The 18,956-nt window shown below is 69.8% G+C and carries 16 protein-coding genes; 4 read left to right on the forward strand and 12 right to left on the reverse strand.

Annotation, left to right across the window (positions count from 1 at the left end):
* Positions 1-35: 35 nt before the first annotated feature.
* From FFF93_RS10780 to FFF93_RS10815, 8 genes are all read right to left on the reverse strand, one after another.
* Positions 36-1,820: a DEAD/DEAH box helicase gene (locus FFF93_RS10780; protein ID WP_138768917.1), complete on the reverse strand. Its 1,785-nt coding sequence runs from the start codon at positions 1,818-1,820 to the stop codon at positions 36-38.
* Between the two features lie 165 nt (positions 1,821-1,985).
* Positions 1,986-2,321, reverse strand: a complete 336-nt coding sequence (locus FFF93_RS10785) for a DUF3039 domain-containing protein (RefSeq protein WP_186372141.1) — start codon at positions 2,319-2,321, stop codon at positions 1,986-1,988.
* 62 nt (positions 2,322-2,383) lie between these two features.
* The gene (nagB, locus tag FFF93_RS10790) at positions 2,384-3,163 is read right to left on the reverse strand and encodes a glucosamine-6-phosphate deaminase (protein ID WP_138768916.1); all 780 of its coding nucleotides are present in this window, start codon (positions 3,161-3,163) and stop codon (positions 2,384-2,386) included.
* 52 nt (positions 3,164-3,215) lie between these two features.
* Positions 3,216-4,787, reverse strand: a complete 1,572-nt coding sequence (locus tag FFF93_RS10795; RefSeq protein WP_138768915.1) for a transporter — start codon at positions 4,785-4,787, stop codon at positions 3,216-3,218.
* Positions 4,769-5,542 carry an ABC transporter ATP-binding protein gene (locus FFF93_RS10800; RefSeq protein ID WP_138768914.1) on the reverse strand — a complete coding sequence of 258 codons (774 nt, stop codon included), beginning with the start codon at positions 5,540-5,542 and terminating at the stop codon, positions 4,769-4,771. Before FFF93_RS10800 ends, FFF93_RS10795 begins: the two co-directional genes overlap by 19 nt.
* Positions 5,543-5,567: 25 nt before the next feature.
* Positions 5,568-6,668 carry an NADH:flavin oxidoreductase/NADH oxidase gene (locus tag FFF93_RS10805; RefSeq protein ID WP_138768913.1) on the reverse strand — a complete coding sequence of 367 codons (1,101 nt, stop codon included), beginning with the start codon at positions 6,666-6,668 and terminating at the stop codon, positions 5,568-5,570.
* Positions 6,668-7,666 carry a tetratricopeptide repeat protein gene (locus FFF93_RS10810; RefSeq protein ID WP_138768912.1) on the reverse strand — a complete coding sequence of 333 codons (999 nt, stop codon included), beginning with the start codon at positions 7,664-7,666 and terminating at the stop codon, positions 6,668-6,670. The genes FFF93_RS10805 and FFF93_RS10810 overlap by 1 nt, the downstream gene beginning before the upstream one ends.
* Before the next feature lie 120 nt (positions 7,667-7,786).
* Positions 7,787-9,586 carry a hypothetical protein gene (locus FFF93_RS10815; protein WP_138768911.1) on the reverse strand — a complete coding sequence of 600 codons (1,800 nt, stop codon included), beginning with the start codon at positions 9,584-9,586 and terminating at the stop codon, positions 7,787-7,789.
* A 202-nt stretch (positions 9,587-9,788) separates the two neighbouring features.
* Between FFF93_RS10815 and FFF93_RS10820 the strand changes: the two genes are divergently transcribed.
* Positions 9,789-11,096, forward strand: a complete 1,308-nt coding sequence (locus FFF93_RS10820) for an AI-2E family transporter (RefSeq protein ID WP_395858383.1) — start codon at positions 9,789-9,791, stop codon at positions 11,094-11,096.
* Between the two features lie 4 nt (positions 11,097-11,100).
* On the opposite strand, the gene FFF93_RS10825 is transcribed toward FFF93_RS10820, so the two are convergent.
* Both FFF93_RS10825 and FFF93_RS10830 read right to left on the reverse strand, forming a co-directional pair.
* A complete protein-coding gene (locus tag FFF93_RS10825) occupies positions 11,101-11,898 on the reverse strand; it encodes an alpha/beta hydrolase (protein ID WP_138768910.1) in 798 nt (265 codons plus the stop codon).
* 49 nt (positions 11,899-11,947) lie between these two features.
* The gene (locus tag FFF93_RS10830) at positions 11,948-12,328 is read right to left on the reverse strand and encodes an ATP/GTP-binding protein (protein ID WP_138768909.1); all 381 of its coding nucleotides are present in this window, start codon (positions 12,326-12,328) and stop codon (positions 11,948-11,950) included.
* A 91-nt stretch (positions 12,329-12,419) separates the two neighbouring features.
* Here FFF93_RS10830 and nucS point away from each other — a divergent pair, with 91 nt between their 5' ends.
* The 3 genes from nucS (at position 12,420) to FFF93_RS10845 (ending at position 14,906) form a co-directional block, all read left to right on the forward strand.
* Positions 12,420-13,115 (forward strand): endonuclease NucS, encoded by a 696-nt coding sequence (nucS, locus tag FFF93_RS10835; RefSeq protein ID WP_138768908.1) that lies wholly within the window; start codon positions 12,420-12,422, stop codon positions 13,113-13,115.
* A gap of 49 nt (positions 13,116-13,164) precedes the next feature.
* Entirely contained in the window at positions 13,165-14,388 is a 1,224-nt protein-coding gene (locus FFF93_RS10840; RefSeq protein ID WP_138768907.1) for an N-acetylglucosamine-6-phosphate deacetylase, read from the forward strand.
* A gap of 314 nt (positions 14,389-14,702) precedes the next feature.
* Positions 14,703-14,906 carry a cold-shock protein gene (locus tag FFF93_RS10845; RefSeq protein WP_011692441.1) on the forward strand — a complete coding sequence of 68 codons (204 nt, stop codon included), beginning with the start codon at positions 14,703-14,705 and terminating at the stop codon, positions 14,904-14,906.
* A 192-nt stretch (positions 14,907-15,098) separates the two neighbouring features.
* Here the strand turns inward: FFF93_RS10845 and FFF93_RS10850 are convergent, their stop codons facing one another.
* Together FFF93_RS10850 and FFF93_RS10855 are read right to left on the reverse strand one after the other, a co-directional pair.
* Positions 15,099-17,588, reverse strand: coding sequence for a phosphatidylglycerol lysyltransferase domain-containing protein (locus tag FFF93_RS10850; RefSeq protein WP_138768906.1), 2,490 nt, complete (start codon positions 17,586-17,588; stop codon positions 15,099-15,101).
* On the reverse strand, positions 17,585-18,952 hold the full coding sequence (locus FFF93_RS10855) for an alpha/beta hydrolase family protein (protein WP_138768905.1): 1,368 nt from the start codon (positions 18,950-18,952) through the stop codon (positions 17,585-17,587). Before FFF93_RS10855 ends, FFF93_RS10850 begins: the two co-directional genes overlap by 4 nt.
* Between the last annotated feature and the right edge of the window lie 4 nt (positions 18,953-18,956).

An 18,956-nucleotide genomic window follows, 5' to 3' on the forward strand; every position in this document is an offset into this window, starting at 1 on the left:
GGTCCCTTTTTCATGCCTGCGTTCTGCGCCGGCCGCTACTTCCGGCCGATAAACCAGTCCTGGAGCTTCCGAAGCCGCGTCTGCAGCTGCTCCTCGTTGGCCTGCGCCACGGCTGGACCGCCGCAGACGGTCCGGAGCTTGGTGTGGATGACGCCGTGCGGGGTGCCCGTGCGTGCGGACCAGGCCGCGACGTTCTTGGCCAGTTCGGTGCGCAGGTCCATCAGCATCCGGTGGTCCGGCACTGCGGGCGCCGGCTCGGAGGCCGCTCCCTGGGGCGCGCGCTTGTTCTTGCGGTTGAGCTGTTCGTGCTGGCGCTGGCGCAGCAGGGTGCCCACCTGTTCGGCGTCGAGCAGGCCGGGGATACCAAGGAAGTCGAGCTCGTCCTCGGAGCCTACTTCGCCGCCGGTGCCGAATTCGCCGCCGTCGAACAGGACGCGGTCGAAGGAGGCCTGCGAGTCGAGCGCCTCGAACTTGCCCTTCATCAGGGTGTCCGAGGCCTTTTCCTCGCGGTTCGCCTCGTCCATGAGCGAGTCCTCGGGGTTGAACAGCCCGTCGGCATCCTCCTTCTCCGGACGGTCCAGGGCGTGGTCCCGTTCGGCCTCCATCGAGTTCGCCAGCGCCATCAGCTGCGGCACGGAGGGCAGGAACACCGACGCCGTCTCGCCGCGCTTGCGGGCACGCACGAAGCGGCCCACAGCCTGGGCGAAGAACAGCGGCGTGGACGTGGAGGTCGCATAGACGCCGACGGAAAGCCGCGGGACGTCCACGCCTTCGGACACCATGCGGACCGCGACCATCCAGCGCTTCTCGCCGGCGGAGAACTCCTCGATCTTGGACGAGGCTTTCGCGTCGTCGGAGAGGATGACCGTGGGGGACTCGCCGGTGATCCGCTTCAACTGGCCGGCGTAGGCCCGGGCGTCGTCGTGGTCGGTGGCGATGACCAGGCCGCCGGCGTCGGGCACAGTGCGCCGCACCTCGCTGAGGCGCTTGTCCGCGCCGACCAGCACGGCCGGGATCCACTCGCCGGCCGGATTCAACGCGGTCCGCCAGGCCTGGGACACGATGTCCTTGGTCACGGCGGCCTCGCCGAGGGAGGCGGCCATCTCGTCGCCGGCACTGGTACGCCAGCGCATCTGGCCGGAGTAGGCCATAAACATCACCGGGCGGACCACGTGGTCGCGCAGGGCCTTTCCGTAGCCGTAGGTGTAGTCGGCCTTGGAACGTCGGATCCCGTCGCGGTCCTCGGCGTACTCGACGAACGGGATGGGCGAGGTGTCCGAGCGGAACGGCGTACCGGTCAGCGAGAGGCGCCGGGTGGCGGGATCGAAGGCTTCGCGCAGCCCGTCGCCCCAGGACAGCGCCTCGCCGCCGTGGTGGATTTCGTCGAGGATCACCAGCGTGCGCGCTGCCTCGGTCTTGGCCCGGTGCAGCATCGGTTTGCTGGCCACCTGCGCGTACGTGACGGCGACACCGATGAAGCCGCGGCCATGCTGGCCGTCCGCGTTCTTGAAGTTGGGATCGATGGCGATGCCGACCTTGGCGGCGGCGTCGGCCCACTGGCGCTTCAGGTGGTCCGTCGGGGCCACGATGGTCACCCGGTTCACCACCCCGGCCTCGACCAGCATCGATGCCACCCGGAGGGCGAAGGTGGTCTTACCGGCGCCGGGGGTGGCGACCGCGAGGAAGTCCTTGGGGTGGGTGCTGAAGTAGCTGTCCAGGGCTTCCTGCTGCCAGGCACGGAGCTTGGGTGCGGTGCCCCAGGCGGCCCGCTCGGGATAGGCCGGGGGCAGCACTGGCCCGCCAAAGAGTGTCTCAGTCACCTAGGACCCCTCCCTTCCGCGCACGTCAGCCGGTTCCGGAGAAACCCTAGTAAGCACAAAAACACCAATCTTTTTCGGATGAACCGGACAGCAGGGAGGCAACCCAGCCGGTTTCTGCCCGCGACGGATCAAAGCCGCGCCGCGGGGGACCTTAGCTCGCGGGCCTTATTTGCCCGAGTCTCCGCCGTCGCTTCCCGGACGGAGGCCCTCATAGACCTCTTTGCACTCGGGGCATACGGGGAACTTCTTCGGGTCGCGGCCGGGCGTCCACACCTTGCCGCAGAGGGCGATAACCGGCTCCCCCGACAGGGCCGATTCCATGATCTTTTCCTTGCGGACGTAGTGCGAGAAGCGCTCCCGGTCGCCCGGCTCCACTTCCTGCCGCAGTTCCTCGCGCTCAATGGTGGCCGTAGACGTCCCGGCTCCGGAGAGCTCACGCATCGGGTCGTTTGCCGGGTCATTTTCCAGGGCTGGATCCGTCATGCTGGTCATGCCAACCATCTTAGCCGCTGGATCGGACAGAATCGCGACGGCGGCATCCGCCGTCGGGCATTTCGGCGCCGTTACAGGCCCTGCCAGCGCGGCTTGCTGTCGTAGCTGTGCCGGTAGTAGTCGGCGAGTCGCAGCGAGGACGCCGCGGCCTCGTCCAGCAGGACCGTGACGTGCGGATGCAGTTGCAGAACCGAGGCCGGGCAGATGGCGGCCACCGGGCCCTCCACCAGGTCCCGGACCGCCTGCGCCTTCTGCGCCCCGGTGGCGAGGAGGATCACATGCCGGGCTTCGAGGATGGTGCCCAGGCCCTGGGTAATGACATGGTGCGGCACCTCCGCGAGGTTGCTGAAAAACCGGGCGTTGTCTCGCCGCGTCTGCTCCACCAGGGTTTTGATCCGGGTCCGGGAGGCCAGCGAGGAGCCCGGCTCGTTGAAACCGATATGGCCGTCGGTCCCCAGTCCCAGCAGCTGGAGGTCCACTCCCCCGGCGGCCCGGATGGCCTCCTCAAAGGCCCGGCACGCGGCGGGGACGTCCGCGGCCTGCCCGTCCGGACCATGGACGTTCTCCGGGCTGATGTTGACGCGCCCGGTGAATTCTCGCCGGATCACTTCGCGATAGGACCCGGGATGGCCGGGAGGGAGGCCCACGTACTCGTCCAGGGTGAAAGCCCGGACCCGGCTGAAATCCAAGCCGCGCCGGTGCCGCTGCTCGAGCTCCTCATACACCGGCAGCGGCGAGGATCCGGTGGCCAAGCCCAGGACGGCGTCGGGCTTGTTCTTCAGCAGTGCCTCGATCGCGTCCGCGGCGAGGACGGCGATCGGCCTGCCGCCCGGAAGGATCACAACTTCCATGAACCGCAGGCTATCCCACTCCGGCCGTTCCTGCCCGGGCCGTCGGACCCGGTCAGCGGTTGACGGCCAGCTGCGCGAGGAGCTCGGGAGTGCGTGCATCGAACCATTTGCCGCCCAGGCGCACCCCGGCAGCGAAGAGGGCGATGCCCAGGACCGGGCCCACGCCCAGGCAGATCCAGCCGGTCACCGGACCGCCGCCGGCGAGCTGCAGCACCACGAGGGCCACCTCGGGGCTGACCAGGAGCAGCAGGACGGCCATGCCGCCGAACTGTACGGCCAGGGTCTGCGCCACATTGCCCGGCGGCTTCTTGAACGGGCTCTCGCCGGGCAGCGGCACGGGCATGGTGTAGCGCGCCGAGACCACCGAGGACAGGCCCAGGCCGCTGAACAGCACGCCCAGGGACAGGCCCAGGATTCCGGGCAGGAGCGCCCACTCCCCGGTGAAGAACAACGGGATGACACTGAAGGCCAGCACCACCGGCAGCGCGAAGACCAGGCAGGCCACGGCCCGTCCCAGCCGGTCATGGAGGCCGCGCACCCCGGCGGAGACGTGCAGCGCGAAGGCCGTGCTGTCGTAGGAGACGTCCGAGGAAATGGACCAGGCGAGCAGGAACGCGGCCAGCGGCCCGACGAACAGCAGGATGCCGTAGAACCCCGTCCGGCTGGCCTGGAACAGCAGCAGCACGGGCAACAGCGGAACCACCACCAGCGCCCCGGCGTAGCGCGGATCGCGGAGCCAGTACGTCAGGGAGCGCGCCACGATCGCCCCCGTGGGCGTGGCTGGGACGATTCCGAACACCCCCAGGCCGGAGGTCTTCTTCTTGGCGGTGCCGGCGAAGGGCGGGGTGACGAGTGCCCGCTGCAGCAGCACCTTCCAGCACAGCGCCAGCCCGGCCAGGCTGGCGAGGGCGATGAGCAGCTTGAGGGCGGCGGCCCCGTAGTGGCCGGCGGCAAGCTCGCCGCCCAGGGCCCAGGCCGCCCCGGCGGGCGTCCATTCCAGGAACCGCGCGAGCTCCGCCACGAACCCGGCGGAGCCGGCAATACCGCGGGCAACGCCGGCGACGATCGGGCCCATCAGCACCAGCGGGATAAGGAAGGCCACGCCGCTGACGTCCTTGAAGCGACGGGAACTGGCCAGGCCCACCGTGCCTGCCGTCACCACCTCGGAGAGCACCACGCAGGTCAGCACGCCGAGGACCGCGCCGACCAGCGCCCCGGCCACGGCGGGAAGGCCCCGCGACCAGGTGCCCACGGTGGCGAGGGCGACGAGCGCCGTCGACGCTCCCGGGATGCCGATCAGACCGGCCAGGGCCAGCCCGGCCAGCAGTTGCGGCATCGGCACGGCGAAGGTCGTGAAGCGGGCGGGGTCCAGTGTCAGGTCAGCCGCGGAGGCCACAATCGGGATGACGGCCCAACCCAGCACCGCGGCAGCGCCGCCCAGGACCACGACCGTCTGCGCCGTGGCGATCTCGGCCTGGCGCAGGAGCAGCAGCCCCGCGACGGCGACGCCCACGATGCCCAGGGCGTAGAGCGCCCCGATGCCCAGGCCCACCAGCTGCCAGGGGCTGCGCCGGAGGCTGTTGCGCAGCAGTGTCAGCTTGAGCCTCAGAAGGTCCGCAACCATTCCAGCCCTTCCGCGTGGCTGCGGCCGCCCACCAGCTGGACGAAGCGGTCCTCCAGCGACTGGCCTGCGCGGACGTCGTCGAGTCGGCCCGCTGCCAGCACGCGGCCGCCCGCGACCACGGCGACGTGGTCGCACATCCGCTGAACGAGGTCCATGACGTGGCTGGAGACGATGACCGTGCCCCCGGAGGCCACGTAGCGGTCCAGGATGTCACGGATGTTGGCCGCGGAGACCGGATCCACCGATTCGAACGGCTCGTCCAGCACCAGCAGCCGCGGGGCGTGGATCAGGGCCGAGGCCAGCGCGATTTTCTTGGTCATGCCGGCGGAGTAGTCCACCACCAGCGTGGCCGCGTCCTGGCTGAGGTCCAGGGCGGCCAGCAACTCCGCCACCCGCGACGCCACGACATCCCGTTCCATGCCGCGCAGCAGGCCGGCGTAGCTCACCAGCTGCTCGCCGGTCAGCCGGTCGAAGAGCCGCACCCCGTCCGGCAGCACACCCATCAGCCTCTTGGCCTGCAGTGGGTGCTGCCAGACATCCACCCCGTGGACCAGTGCGGTGCCGAAGTCCGGCCTCAGCAGCCCGGTCGCCATCGACAGCGTGGTCGTTTTGCCGGCACCGTTGGGACCGACGATCCCGTAGAACGACCCGGCCGGCACGTCAAGGCTGATGCCGTCGACGGCGATCTTGGTGCCGAAGCGTTTGGCCAGCCCGCGCAGGGCCAGCGCCGGAACGGGCGGTTGAACGAATGTCATGTCGTTAGACTAACCGCCGCGGCGCCTAGAACGAATGACGCGGGATGGCCCGTTCGTACTGCGGCGGCCAGGCCAGCTCGTGGCCCAGCTCGAAGGCAGCCCGCAGCCACCAGTGCGGGTCCCGGAGCGCGGCCCTGGCGATAAAGACGCCATCGGCCTGGCCGGTGGCGACGGCGTGCTCGGCCTGGCCCGCCGAGGTCAGCAGCCCCACGGTGCCGGTCCGGACCCCGGCTTCGCGCCGGATCCGGGCGCTGAATCCCGTCTGGTAGCCGGGGCCCACCGGAATCGATTGGTGCGCCACGGCCCCGCCGCTGGAGACGTCCACGAGGTCCACCCCGTGTTCGCCCGCAGCGCGGGCCAGCCGCACCGAGGCCTCGGCGTCGATGCCGCCCTCGGCCCAGTCGGAGGCGGAGATGCGCAGCAGCAGCGGCATCGAGTCGGGGATCACGGCCCGGACGGCGTCAACGACGGCCAGGGTCAGCCGGTTTCGTCCCTGCTCGTTGCCGCCCCAGCTGTCCGTGCGGTCGTTGACCAAGGGGCTCTGGAACTGGTGCAGCAGGTAGCCGTGGGCACCGTGGATTTCGATCGTGTCGAAACCGGCCCCGACGGCGCGGACGGCTGCGGCGGAGAAGTCGGCGATCACGCCGTCGATCTCCTCCTCCGTCATGGCCGACGGCGGCGCGTAGCCGTCAAAGGCTCCGGTGCCCGGGCCCACGGTGCTCCAGCCGCCGTCGGAAGCCGGGACCGTGCCGCTCTTGCCGGAGAACGGCCAGTAGGAGGACGCCTTGCGTCCGGCATGCGCCAGCTGGGTGCCGATCTTGGCATTGGCCGAGCCGTGGCGGTGCACAAAGGCCACGATCCGCTCCCAGGCCTCGGCCTGGGCATCGTTGTAGAGGCCCGCGTCGCGCGGGCTGATCCGGCCCGCGGCGTTGACGGCGGCGGCCTCGGTCAGGATCAGCGCGGCTCCCCCGGTGGCAAAGGATCCGAGATGCATCAGATGCCAGTCATTGGGCACGCCCTCGCCGGTCTCCGGCTCGCAGCTGTACTGGCACATCGGCGACACCCAGCCGCGGTGCTCCAGCCGCAGCGAGCGCAGCTCCAGCGGGCTAAACAGGGCCGACCCCACTAGAACAGCACCCGCGCGAGGTTCTGCCGGGCCTTGGCGACCCGGTCATCCGAGGTTCCCACCACGTCGAACAGCTCCAGCAGGCGCACCCGGGCAGTTTCGCGTTCGGGCCCGAAGTTCCGGCCAATGAACGCCACGATCCGGCCAAGGCCGTCCTCGACGTGGCCGCCGGCGATGTCCAGGTCGGAGACGGCCAGCTGGGCCTCGAGGTTGTCCGGCTCGTCGGCGGCACGGCCGCGGAGGGCGTCGGTTTCCGCTGCGGACAACGCCTGCAGGCGGCCCATCAGCTCCACCTGGGCCAGGCCGGCTTTGGCCTCGGCGTCGGCAGGCATCTCGGTCAGCGCCTGCCGGTACGCCGCCGCGGCGCCGGCGTAATCGCCGGCTTCGATGGCGTCGAAGGCTTTCTGGTGCAGCGGCGGCAGCGGCGGGGCCTCGGGCTCCGCCGCGCCGGGTCCGCCGGCTCCGATCCGGCCGGTCACGCCGTTGGCTGCGGCGACCTTGAGGAGTTCGTCAAACAGGCTGCGCACCTGCTGTTCGTCCGCCCCGCCCTGGAACAGCGGCACGGGCTGGCCCTTGACCAGGGCGACGGCCGTCGGAACTGCCTGGACCTGGAACGCCTGCGCCAGCTGGGGAAAGGCCTCAATATCGGCGGCGCCGAGCACCAGCCGGCCCCCGTAGCTCTCCACGATCCGCTCCAGCACATCGACGAGCTGGGCGGAGCCAGGCGAGTAGCCGGCCCAGAGGGCGATCACCACCGGAACCTGGGCGGAGAGGTCCACGAGTTCCTGGAAGTTGGCCTCGGTGACGTCCACCCGCAGCGGCGCCGCGGCGGAGCCGTCCGGGCCGCCGGGAGCGGCTCCGGGGACCGGCGGCTGGCCGGCACCGGCGCCCGCGGGCGGCGCGGGACGCTGCTTCAGCGAGGAAAGGTCGACGGCGCCCCGCAGGTTGAGCGGATTGGCGGCAGCTGGAGGGACCGGGCGGGAAGCTGGCGAAGTCATAGCTCCACTCTATCCACTACGCCCCACCACGCAGCAACGACCGGGCCGCGGTGGCGGCCCGGTCGTCTGTCCTGCTGCGTCAGCTGCTTCGGCCGCCGGCGGGGCGGCCTCCGGGGGAGATTACTTGAACTTGGCCCCCACCAGGCCGCGGGTGGCGGCGACCAGCTTCATCGGATCCTTGGAACCGGCCGGCGGCACGTAGACGGCCACCGATTCGGCAAAGGTCAGGACCATGCCGGTGCTGGTGTCCTTGCCGCCGGCCAGGGCCGCCGCGTCGTCGCCGATCGTCAGCTTGTCGCCGGAGTTCTTGGGCGTGCCGTCGAAGCCGAAGTTCAGCCGGCCCAGGACCAGAGCGCCGCCGTCGGCGGTTCGGAACACCACAGTGTTCTCTGGAACCACCTTGTGGCTGAAGGCGAACGTGCCGTTCGCGCCGGATTTCACCACGTCGGCCTGGTAGGCCAGGGTGTCCGCGATGTACGGCGAGGACTGCCCTTCGGCGAGCTTGTCCTTGAAGGCCGAGTCGGCGGAGGACAGGCGGTCGCCGAGCCCGGCGAGGGCTTCCTCGCCGCTGTAGAGCAGCCCCGACTTGTCCGAAGCCGCCAGGGTTTCGGTGCCCCCGCGGTTGATAGCCGGGAAGGTGGTGCCCGGCTGGAGCGGAGTGGCCCCGACGAGCTTGTAGTTCTCCCGCGCGGAAGCCTGCACCAGGGTCAGGAGCTGCGGGACGACGTTGCCGTCACCCTGCGTCACGGCCATGACGGACCGCGGCCAGTCGCGCTTGCTGCTCACGACAGTGGTCAGGAGCTTCGTGGCGCGCACCGGCATGCGGGGTGCGTAGCTGCCGACCTGGGATCGGATCTTGTAGTTCTGCGTGCGCACGTCCAGCTCGGTCGCCGCTACCCGGGGCGCCAGCTTGGCGGCGTCCTTGGCGGCATCCCCGGCATCGACCGCGCCGGCGACCTGCTCGAGGATGCGGCGGAACTGGGCGTCGAGCAGCACCGGGACGCCGGAGCCCTTGGCCGCGGCGGAGGAACCGCTAGGGGCAGGTGAGGGCGCCTGGCTGGCCTGCGCCGCGACGCCGGTCCCGGCGACCGCGGCGGCGGTCAACAGGGCGATTGCGGCGCCGGAGGCGCGACGGACGGCGGCGGTTGCCACGCGGCTCTCGGCGCGGCCGGGTTCGACGGTGCCTTCCGGGGCCGCGCCTGCGTTCCGTGCCCGGGCCCGGGCGGCAGCCTGGGCACGCGCGCGGCGGGCAAAGAGGCTGCCCTTGCGGTTGCTGCCGGTCCCGGCAGAATCGTCGTCGTCCGTGGCGTCCCGCTTGGACTTGAGTAGCAGTAGGGCCGCGCCGGCCAGGATCAGGAGGCCGCCGAGCACCATGAGCGGGATGGCCCACGGGGTGGACGTGTCATTGGGGAACGTCATGGAGATCGAGGACGGGGCCGGCTTCGTGCCGTCCGAGGCCAGCAGCAGCGACCAGTCGCCGTCGGCCGGCGGGGTCCAGTTGTAGTTCATCTCGCCGTTGGCGTTCTCGGTCGTCACCCAGAGGTCCGAACCTGCCGGGGAGGGAGCCGTGGCTTCGCCGTCGGCGTGGTCAAGCTGCAGTGCCTTGCCGTCCCCGGAGACGCCGGTAACGGTGTTGTGGGCGGTCTTCCCGACCCACGCGTTGACGTCGTCCGGCCGGCCGGACGCCAGCATGAAGCTGCCCTCGCCCTTGACCGTGATCTTCACCGTGCCGCCGTGCAGGGTCCGCAGTTTCTCGTCGATGACGGTCAGCGGGGCAGCGGTTGCGCCGGAAGGCGCGACGGCGGTGACGGTGGCGGGCGGCGCCCACACGGTCTTCTGGCCGATTCCGGCCAGCAGTGTCAGGAGGCCGAGCAGCACTAGTGCAACTGCAGTCTTGAAACGCAAAATAATACCTATCATCAGCGGACACGTAGCTTTAACAGTAACCGTTTTGTTACCTGCGAGTCAGATCGGCGGCCGCGCCCGCCCCCTGTCCGGCCTCCCCCGGCCCCGCCGACCCGCCGTATAACAAGGCTGCTGATAGTGTTTGCGGTGATCGTCACACCCGGCCCGCAACCGCGGATTCGCAGGGAAATACCAGAGAATAAGGGCATTTAACGCAGTGACTGAACCCACGGATCCGTCCCTTTCAGGACACGCAGCCACCCAGGAATCCGGTAGCCAGCCACGCGGCCCGCTCGAGCCGGCCCCGCAGCCTTCCGCCCCGCGCGCGGCAGCAGCCGGCTTCCTGATCTCGATGGCTCGCCGTCTGCGCCAGCCGCTGCCCGGAGCCCAGCCCCGGTTGCGTTTCGAAATGCCCCCCGAGCAGGAGGAGGAGGCGGCCGCCGCCGACAGCGGGAGCACCGCGCGCTTCGGCGACCCTGGTCCCCGGATGTCCGCCCAGCACCCGCTGTACGTCGGCTTTATGGGCACCGTCGGCGTCGGCGCGGCCCTGCTGGTCTACTGGATCGGTTCCAACACCACCCAGTTGCTGCTCTGGATCGTCACCGCGCTCTTTATCGCCCTCGGCCTGGATCCGGTGGTCCGCTGGCTCGAGGGCCGGAAGGTGCCGCGGCCGGCGGGCATCCTGGTCTCGGTCGCCGTCCTTGCCCTGGCCGTCACCGGCTTCTTCGCCACCCTGATCCCCACGATCGTCCAGCAGGTGACCCAGATCGTGCAGGAAGCACCGCACTGGGTCCAGGATTTCATCGACTCCGATTTCTTCCGCACGCTCGACAACCAGTTCGGCGTGCGTGAGCGCATCAGCCAGGAACTCGAGAAGTTCGTCAACAACCCGGAAGCCATGGGTGGCATCTTCGGCGGCGTTGTGGGCTTCGGCTCCACCGTGGCCAACGGCCTGTTCGGCGCCCTGATCGTCCTGGTCCTGAGCCTCTACTTCCTCTCCGCCATGCCGTCCATGAAGAAGTGGGGCTACCGGCTGGCGCCGCGGTCACGCCGCGCCCGGGTCGAGGCGCTGTCCGAGGAAATCACCGGCTCCGTCGGCAACTACGTCATCGGCCAGGTCTGCGTGGCGCTGCTGAACGCAACCTTCGCCTTCATTGTGATGTCGATCGTGGGCGTCCCGTTCGCGGTCCTGCTCGCCTTCGTTGTGGCCCTGCTGGCCTTCATCCCCCTGGTGGGCGGCATGATCGCGGGCGTCCTGGTCACCCTGATCGCGCTCACCGCGGGCTGGCAGACGGCAGTGGTTTTCGCGATCTGCTACTTCGCCTACCTCCAGTTCGAGGCCTACTTCATCTCCCCGCGCATCATGCAGAAGGCCGTTGCGGTCCCCGGCGCCGTGGCCGTGATCTCGGTCATCGCCGGCGGCAGCCTGCTCGGCGTGCTCGGCGCCCTGATCGCCATCCCGACGGCAGCCGCGATCATGCTGCTGGTGAAGGAAATCTTCATCGTGCGCCAGGACAAGCACTAACGACTCACGAGTGCGCGGTAGCTACCGGGCCGTCCCATTCCTCGGGCAGCGCCGCGGCCGCGCCGCCCGGCAGCACCCCGGCCACGATCTCGTTGAGCACCCGCCCGGCGTACTTCTCGCCCACCCAGAGGTGCTTGGCGCCGTCGACACCCACGACGTCGGCCTGCGGCACCAGGCTGAAGCGATCCGCGGCGGCCGCCGGCTGCAGGTAGTCGTCGTGTTCGGGGACCAGGACCTTCAGCGGCTTGCCCGAGGCGGCCCATTCCTTGAGGTGGACGTCCGTGGCCCGGTGCAGCGGCGGCGAAAGCAGGATGGCACCCTCGATTTCGGCGGCGACCGGTTCGGTGGCGCCGTACATCAGGGCGAGCTCGGTGCCGAAGGACCAGCCGACCAGCCAGCGGTTCGGCAGTCCGCGCTCGACAGCGAAGCGGACCGCCGCCTCGACGTCGAGCCGTTCGCCGATGCCCTCCTCAAAGGCACCCTGGCTGGTCCCACGCGGCGAGGAGGTCCCGCGCGTGTTGAACCGGAGTACCGCAATGCCGGCGAGGCCAGGCAGCCGGTAGGAGGCCTTGCGGTAGACGTGGGAGTCCATGAAGCCGCCGTGCGTCGGCAGCGGATGCAGGGTGATCAGGGTGGCCCTGATCTCCCCGGACTCCGGAACAGCCAGCTCGCCGACCAGCCGGTGCCCGTCCTCGGTGCGGAGTTCCACGTTTTCTCGGCGTGCCGGGAGGACGGTCGAGGCACGGATTGCAGTGGGTTCGGAAGGCTGGCTGAACACGTAGGACGCCGGGTCAAAAGTCATGCCCTCCAGCTTAGCGAAGCCGGCCGGCGGTGGCGGAGCGCGGAGCCGGTCAGCGGTACCGGTAACTGCGCGAGGTCCAGCAGTTGGAGTGCCAGTGCCGCCGCTCGGCGAGGCCCGCGGCCGCGCCGAAGATGTGGTCCTCGGACCAGACCACGAGATGTGCGGTGCCCGGTGTCACGGCGGTGAAGCAGCCCGGGCAGACGTAGGTCTTCCCGGCCCGGCTGGCGGAGATCGAGCGGACCATCCATTCGCCGTCGGGGGCGCTCTCCCGTCGCGCGATCCCGGTGCGGGCGCGCTCCAGGTCCAGTTCCGGGGCGGGACCTGCAGCGTGTTTGCCGCCGGCCGCCCGTCCGGCGCCCTGGCCGGAGGAGGCCTTACCGGACCGGGCTTTTCCGGACACGGCGCGGCGGGGTCGGTTGGAACGCGGCATGACTCCATTCTGCCCCAGCCGGGCCGCTCCCCCGCCACAACGAGGCCGGCACAGCACCCTGCGGCGCCGCAGGGGCGGTAGTGTTGTCCGGGTGCGTTTAGTCATAGCCCGTTGCTCCGTTGATTATGTCGGCCGGCTCAAAGCCCATCTTCCGCTCGCCACCAGGCTCCTGCTGGTCAAGGCCGACGGTTCGGTCCTGGTCCACTCGGACGGCGGATCCTACAAGCCGCTGAACTGGATGAGTCCGCCCGCGCGTCTGAGCGTCTCCACCCCCGACGAGGTCGACGTCGAAGTCGGCGTGATCGAGCAGTGGACCGTGCAGTCCGCGAAGACCGATGACCGGCTGATCATCAATATCCACGAGCAGCTGCACGACACCTCCCACGAGCTGGGCCAGGACCCCGGCCTGATCAAGGACGGGGTCGAGGCGGACCTGCAGCGGCTGCTCGCGGAGCAGATCGAAACGCTCGGCGCCGGCTTCTCGCTGATCCGCCGCGAGTACTTCACGGCGATCGGCCCGGTGGACATCCTGGCACGCGACGCCAACGGCGGCACCGTCGCCATCGAACTCAAGCGGCGGGGCGACATCGACGGCGTGGAGCAGCTCACCCGCTACCTGGAGCTCCTGAACCGGGATCCCCTGCTGGCGCCCGTGCGCGGGATCTTTGCCGCCCAGCAGATCAAGCCGCAGGCGAAGGTGCTCGCGAACGACCGCGGCATCGACTGCGTCACGCTGGACTACGACGCCATGCGAGGCGTCGATGACAGCGAGTCCCGCCTCTTCTGAGGCGCGGTTCTTCCACGGCCCGGCCGCCGCCGCGCCCTAGACTCTGACCATGAACCACGTCCCGCGCGGCCGGCAGCTCCTGTTTGGCACGGTCGTCAGCGACGGCGCCCTGCACGAGGGCGGGGTCGTGGCCGTCGAAGGGGACCGGATCGCCTACGCCGGTCCCGCGGCCGGGTTCAGCAGCGGCCCGGCCGGCTTTGCCGACGCCCCAGCACTCCCGCTGCCGCCCGGCGCCCTGATCCTGCCCGGGCTGGTGGAACTGCACTGCCACGGAGCGTACGGCGGCGATTTTCCGAGCGGCGAGGAAACCCCGGCACGGCGGGCGATCGATTTCCTGCACCGCTCCGGCACCACCACCCTGCTGGCGAGCCTGGTCACCGCCCCACCGGAGGCGCTGCTGCACGCGATCGCGCTGCACGCCCGGCTGAGCCGGGAGGGCCTGCTGGCCGGCATCCATCTGGAGGGCCCGTTCCTCTCGGCGGCCCGGTGCGGGGCGCAGGACCCCGCGTTCCTGCGCGACCCTGATCCCGGGCTCCTGGCCGAACTCCTCGCCGCCGCACGCGGCACGCTCGCCGTCATGACGTTCGCCCCCGAGCTTGCCGGCGCAGACGTCCTGGTCCGGCTCCTGGCCGGCTCCGGTGTGGTCCCCTCCCTCGGCCACACCGACTGCGACGACGCCACGGCAGCCGCCGCGCTGCACTCGGCCGGGGCGGCACTGCGGGCGGCCCCCGGCAGCCGGCGGCCCACCGTGACCCACCTCTTCAACGCCATGGCGCCCCTGCACCACCGGACGCCGGGCCCCGTCGCCGCGTGCCTGCGCAGCGCGGCGGCCGGCGAAACGGTCCTGGAACTCGTCGCCGACGGCACGCACCTGGATCCCGCGGTCGTGGCCACGGTGTTCCAACTGGCCGGAGCGGCCAACATCGCGCTCGTGACCGACTCCATGGCCGCAACAGGACTGCCCGACGGCGGCTACATCCTGGGCCGCTCCGCCGTCACCGTCGCCGACGGCGTTGCCCGCCTGGCTACCGGCGGCGCCCTCGCCGGCGGCACCGCCACGCTGCTCGACGTCGTGCGCCGCACCGTAGCTGCCGGCGTGCCGCTGCCCGACGCCGTCCGCTCGGCCACCGCGGTCCCGGCCGCGGTCCTGGGCCTCGGCGCCGAGCTTGGCTCGCTGCGCCCCGGGCTGCGCGCCGACGCGGTCGTGGTCAATTACGACCTCGGCCTTTACCGCGTAATGCGAGGCGGGGAATGGCTGGCGCCGCTTTCCTAATCTCCGTTTCACACTGGGGGAACGGCACCATTGCACGCCACCATTGAAGGGCGGCGTCGTCGTTCATGCACTCTTTAGATAAAATTTCGGTCAATTATGCGCCGGGCCCGTTGACCTGACGGGAGGGGCATGAAATTCTTGTACCAGTCTTTGTGTAGGTGTTTTTCATGCTCGCAAGACATGTTGCGAGCGCGAAGCTCCTGCCGCCAAGGCCCGGGACAATCCGGACGGAAGCCAAGGTTCTTCTCGCAGAGTGACCAGGTCCGATGTAAAGTGCGCCGGACTTTCTAAAGATCCACAATGAGGAGAATTAAATGGCACAGGGAACCGTCAAGTGGTTCAACGCTGAAAAGGGCTTCGGCTTCATCACCCCGGATGACTCCGATGGCGATGTCTTCGTTCACTACTCCGAAATCCAGACCGGCGGCTTCAAGACCCTCGACGAGAACCAGCGCGTTCAGTTCGAGATCGGCCAGGGCGCCAAGGGCCCCCAGGCTACCGGCGTCACGCTGGTCTAGTCTCCCCGGCAGGGCTGCCCCCGGGCGCCCCCGCTAAAAAACGATCCCCGGCGATATCGCCGGGGATCATTTTTTTGGTCTTGTTCACTGCGCGTTTTCGCCCCCGTGCCCCGGCGCCCCCTGGGAGGGAAATGCGCTGGCCGGAATGTCCATTCCGGCCGGCGGCTAAAGGTAAAACCGAGCGGTAATTGTTTAGCGCACGAGCGTCCGGAGCAGGCGCGCGCTCTGTCGAACCGAAAGGTCCGGAAGATACGCCCGGCTCAGTGCGCGCCCCATGGCCGGCAGCTGCAGCGGATCCTGGTAATACAGATACAGCGTGCGGTATTCCGGTTTGAACCGCGATTTGAAGGTGGCCAACGAGCGGAAACCGTAGACCGGTTCCAGCGCCCGGCCCACCACGTCCAGGATTCCGGCGAGCCCCTCGCCCGCCTTCGGTCCGTCCCCGGGGTCCCCTCGGGTCTCGTCCTTGGCCAGCGGGGAGCCCGAGAGTGAGATGACCTCCACGGAGTCACGCAGCTCCAGCACTGCGGAAGCGATCAGGAACTCCATCACGCCGGGAAAGGCGTCAGCGCGCCGGCGCATGAAGTCCAAGGTCCAGCTGACCAGGGTGCCGGCGTCGTAGACCGGTAGCCAGCTGGTGACGCCGTGCACGCGGCCCTCGGCGTCGACGGCGAGGCAACACAGCACCTCATCATCTTCAAGCTCGTCGAGGCCGCCCAGGGTGAATCCCATTTCCGGGACGGATTTCTGCGCCGCCCATTCTTCCGAGACCTCACTCAACTGCGCGCGGAGCGAGGGCGAGAATTCGCTGTAACGGCCCCAGACAGCCTTAACCCCGGTTTTGGCGGCCCGGTTGAGTGCGGTCCGCACGTTTTGCCATTCCTTGCCCTTGAAGGTGAGCTCGCTGAGTCCCAGCCGGGTCTCCTGCGCCACGGCCAGCCGGCGGTAGCCCCGCGTCTGGAGCATGGGCCAGAGCTCGTCGGTGCAGGAATAGAAGCAGGGAATGAGGGCATGCTCGGCGCAGTACTCCAGGAACTGCGCGGCTGTCTCCTCGCGGTTGTCCGCCGGGCCAAGCGGGCCGGCCAGCGTCAGCGCCACGTTGCCGTGCTGCTGGTAGGCCACTCCCCCGCGCTGCCCCGCGCTGAACCAGTACTTGTTCGGTTCCCACAGCGCCATCCAGGACAGCGAGTCGCCGCCCTGCCTGATCAGCCGGCGCGCCACGTCCCGGTCCCCGGTTCCCGCGTCCGTGCCGTGGTGCCGGCGGAGCAGCACGAGCCACACCCCTGCCAGCGCCACCACCCAGAACACGACCCCCGAGGAGGCGAACAAGAACGCTTCGACGGCGTTGCGGTTCTGGAAGACGCGGTTGTACGTGCCGGGGATCGGCAGCGGCAGGTACTGCCGGGCGAGCTCGGCGGCGAGGCCCAGCCAGCCGCCGTCGCGGTCCAGGCCGCCGGCGGCAAACCAGGCTGCGGTGTAGCTGCCGGCCAGCACCACAAAGGTTCCTGCGACCACGATGGCGAGGATGAGGCGGGCACGCCGGGTGGTCTCCACCCGGAACAGGCGCCGGTAGGCAAAGAGCAGCAGCACCAGGGCCAGCGGCACGGCAACGAGGGGCAGGACGTGGACGAAGCCCGAACCCATCACCGCTGTGTGCGGCCGGTTCGGGTAGTGCGGGATCCTGGCAAACAGCGCCAGGTAGACCGCGGAGAGGGCGGTCACCCCCAGCTGGACAAGGATGGCAATGCGCAGGGCCAGCCGGCGTCCGTGCCGCATACCGTCGGCGCAGATCAGCAGCAGCACCACGGGGACCACGGCCAGCGCCAGTCCCAGCGGCCCGGCGAAACCTGCCCGTCCGGCTTCAAGGCAGTTCACGTCGACGGTGCCGCCGCAATTCTGCTCCAGCTGGTTCAGCGTGGGCAGCGGGTTCAGCACGACGTCGCGCAGCAGCGCCAGCGGGCCGGTGGGTGTCCGCACGGCGGCTGTGAGGATGGGCCCGACGGCGAAGATCGCCACCGTCAGCGCGAGCAGGTTGCGGGTCTCCCGGCCGGTGGAGCGGTGGCGGTGCAGCGTGCCCTTGTCCCCCTGGAGCCACCAACCGACCATCAGGCCGACCAGGGCACCGGCCAGGCCCACGACGGTCTCCGCATGCCCCACGTAGAGGACCAGCAGGAGGGCGGTGGAGACCACGGCGGTCCGCAGCCGGCGCTGCCACAGGGTGGGCAGCAGCCCGCAGGCCGCCAGGGTGACCGCCAGGATGGCCGCATAGGGCCCGATCAGCTCGGCGTCCACCATCAGCCCGAGCCAGCCGTCCCCGGCGTAGCGGGCAAGCTGCGTCAGGAGCAGGAAGATCGTCACCGCCGCAAACTGCCCCCCGAAGTAGAACACGGCGGTGCGGACCGACCCCAGCTGCCGTTCGGCGACCCCCAGCAGGCCCAGGATCATCAGTGAGGCGGCCAGGTAGGCCAAGGGATTGGTCGCGAAGAACAGCGAGGTGAACATGGTCCACCAGCGGCCGGCCTGGAGACCCTGGACACTGACCGAGGCGAAGTCCAGCAGCGACTCCGGCGGTCCGTCCAGGAAACTGCCCGTGGCCACTGCGGCGGCCAGGAAGAGGACGAGGACCGACAGGGTGAACGGCAGTTGGCGGAAGTGGTTCCAAATGCCGCGCAGGCCCGTCATGGCGTGATCCCCCAGCGGGCGGCGAGGAAGTCCAGGCCCCCCGGCAGGCCCTTGGATGCTGCTTCCCAGGAGTGGCCCGCGTTGGCGATCCGGTGGGCCTCCACGGCGAATCCGGCGGAATGGGCCGCCGCCGAGAGCAGATCCATGTAGCCGATGAACTCCGGGTCCCGCTCGCCGGCCGCAAAGTAGATGCCGTTGCCGTTAAAGCGGCGCTCCTTCATCACGTGCAGCGGCGTCTGCCGTTCGAAAGCGGCAACGTCGCCGCCGAAGGAGCCCTGGATCGTCTTGTCGCGCTCCTTGGCGAGGGCGGGCTCCTTCTCGCTTGAGAACGCCAGCGCGGCCCTGTAGATGTCGGGGTGGCGCGTCACCATCTGCATCGCGCAGGTGGCGCCGTAGGAGAAGCCCCCGACCGCCCACTGGTGCGGGTCCGGATCGACATCGAGGGTCTTGTTGATCCAGTCCGGAACGTCGCGGGAGAGGAAAGTGTCCGCCTTGGCAATCCGGCTGTCCATGCACAGGGAGTTGCCCGAGGGGGCTCCGTTCGGGTCGACGACGACCACCACCGGCGCGACGCCGGCGTGGGCCGAGGCGAAGCGGTCCAGGCGGCTCCGGAGGGCGCCGCCGGCAAGCCAGTCCGCCGGACCGCCTGGCTGGCCGGAGAACAGGACCAGGACGGGAAGGGCGGGGCGGGGGGAACTCTGATACGCCGGCGGCAGGTAGATGTAGGCCTCCCGGCTCTGGAATCCAGAGCTCGTGCCGGGGATGCCGGCGCGGCGCATTGTCCCCTCCGGCAGAGGTCCCGGAGCTTTCCAGTCGGCCAGGTCGACTGCTTCCGGGCCGCCGGCGGCCCGCGTAAGTTTCGCCTCGAGCGGCTGGATCCGGGCCACCGCCGTGCCCGCCAGGTCGCTGACGGTCTGGTTCAGCCCGAAATAGATGTTGATCTGGACCGCAGAGAGCGCGACAACTCCCAGCAGGGCGCCCACCGCCACCGCAGTCGAGCGCAGGCGGTGCACCACCGGCCGGGTGGGGCGCGGGATGCTTGCGAGGAACGGCCGCCGGCCCCAGATGCCGTGCAGCCGCAGCAGCCACAGCAGCAGCGCCGCGACGGCCGGCACGCTCCAGACGAGGGTCTCCCAGGGAAGTTCCTCGGGGAAAACTGACAGGACGTAGATCAGCAGCAGGTGGACGCCGGCCACCAGGCCTGCGGAAAGCATCAGCGCCGCGGTGATGACAACGGCGGAGGCGCTGATTGTATGACGCCGTCCGCTGCGCCACAGCAGATAGGCCAGGCCGGCAATACCGGCCACCCAGGCGGTCCATAGCACCGGCCCGTCGACGAGCCGGATGTCCTCGATGAAGTCCACCGGG

This window comes from Arthrobacter sp. KBS0702 (genome assembly GCF_005937985.2).
Lineage (GTDB): Bacteria > Actinomycetota > Actinomycetes > Actinomycetales > Micrococcaceae > Arthrobacter.

Coding starts and splice junctions, on each gene's coding strand:
- FFF93_RS10850 (WP_138768906.1), bottom strand. CDS start 17,588: ATGACGGGCCTGCGCGGCATTTGGAACCACTTCCGCCAACTGCCGTTC.
- FFF93_RS10800 (WP_138768914.1), bottom strand. CDS start 5,542: ATGACATTCGTTCAACCGCCCGTTCCGGCGCTGGCCCTGCGCGGGCTG.
- FFF93_RS10785 (WP_186372141.1), bottom strand. CDS start 2,321: ATGGTTGGCATGACCAGCATGACGGATCCAGCCCTGGAAAATGACCCG.
- FFF93_RS10840 (WP_138768907.1), top strand. CDS start 13,165: ATGAACCACGTCCCGCGCGGCCGGCAGCTCCTGTTTGGCACGGTCGTC.
- FFF93_RS10830 (WP_138768909.1), bottom strand. CDS start 12,328: ATGCCGCGTTCCAACCGACCCCGCCGCGCCGTGTCCGGAAAAGCCCGG.
- nagB (WP_138768916.1), bottom strand. CDS start 3,163: ATGGAAGTTGTGATCCTTCCGGGCGGCAGGCCGATCGCCGTCCTCGCC.
- FFF93_RS10815 (WP_138768911.1), bottom strand. CDS start 9,586: ATGATAGGTATTATTTTGCGTTTCAAGACTGCAGTTGCACTAGTGCTG.
- FFF93_RS10795 (WP_138768915.1), bottom strand. CDS start 4,787: ATGGTTGCGGACCTTCTGAGGCTCAAGCTGACACTGCTGCGCAACAGC.
- FFF93_RS10845 (WP_011692441.1), top strand. CDS start 14,703: ATGGCACAGGGAACCGTCAAGTGGTTCAACGCTGAAAAGGGCTTCGGC.
- FFF93_RS10825 (WP_138768910.1), bottom strand. CDS start 11,898: ATGACTTTTGACCCGGCGTCCTACGTGTTCAGCCAGCCTTCCGAACCC.
- FFF93_RS10810 (WP_138768912.1), bottom strand. CDS start 7,666: ATGACTTCGCCAGCTTCCCGCCCGGTCCCTCCAGCTGCCGCCAATCCG.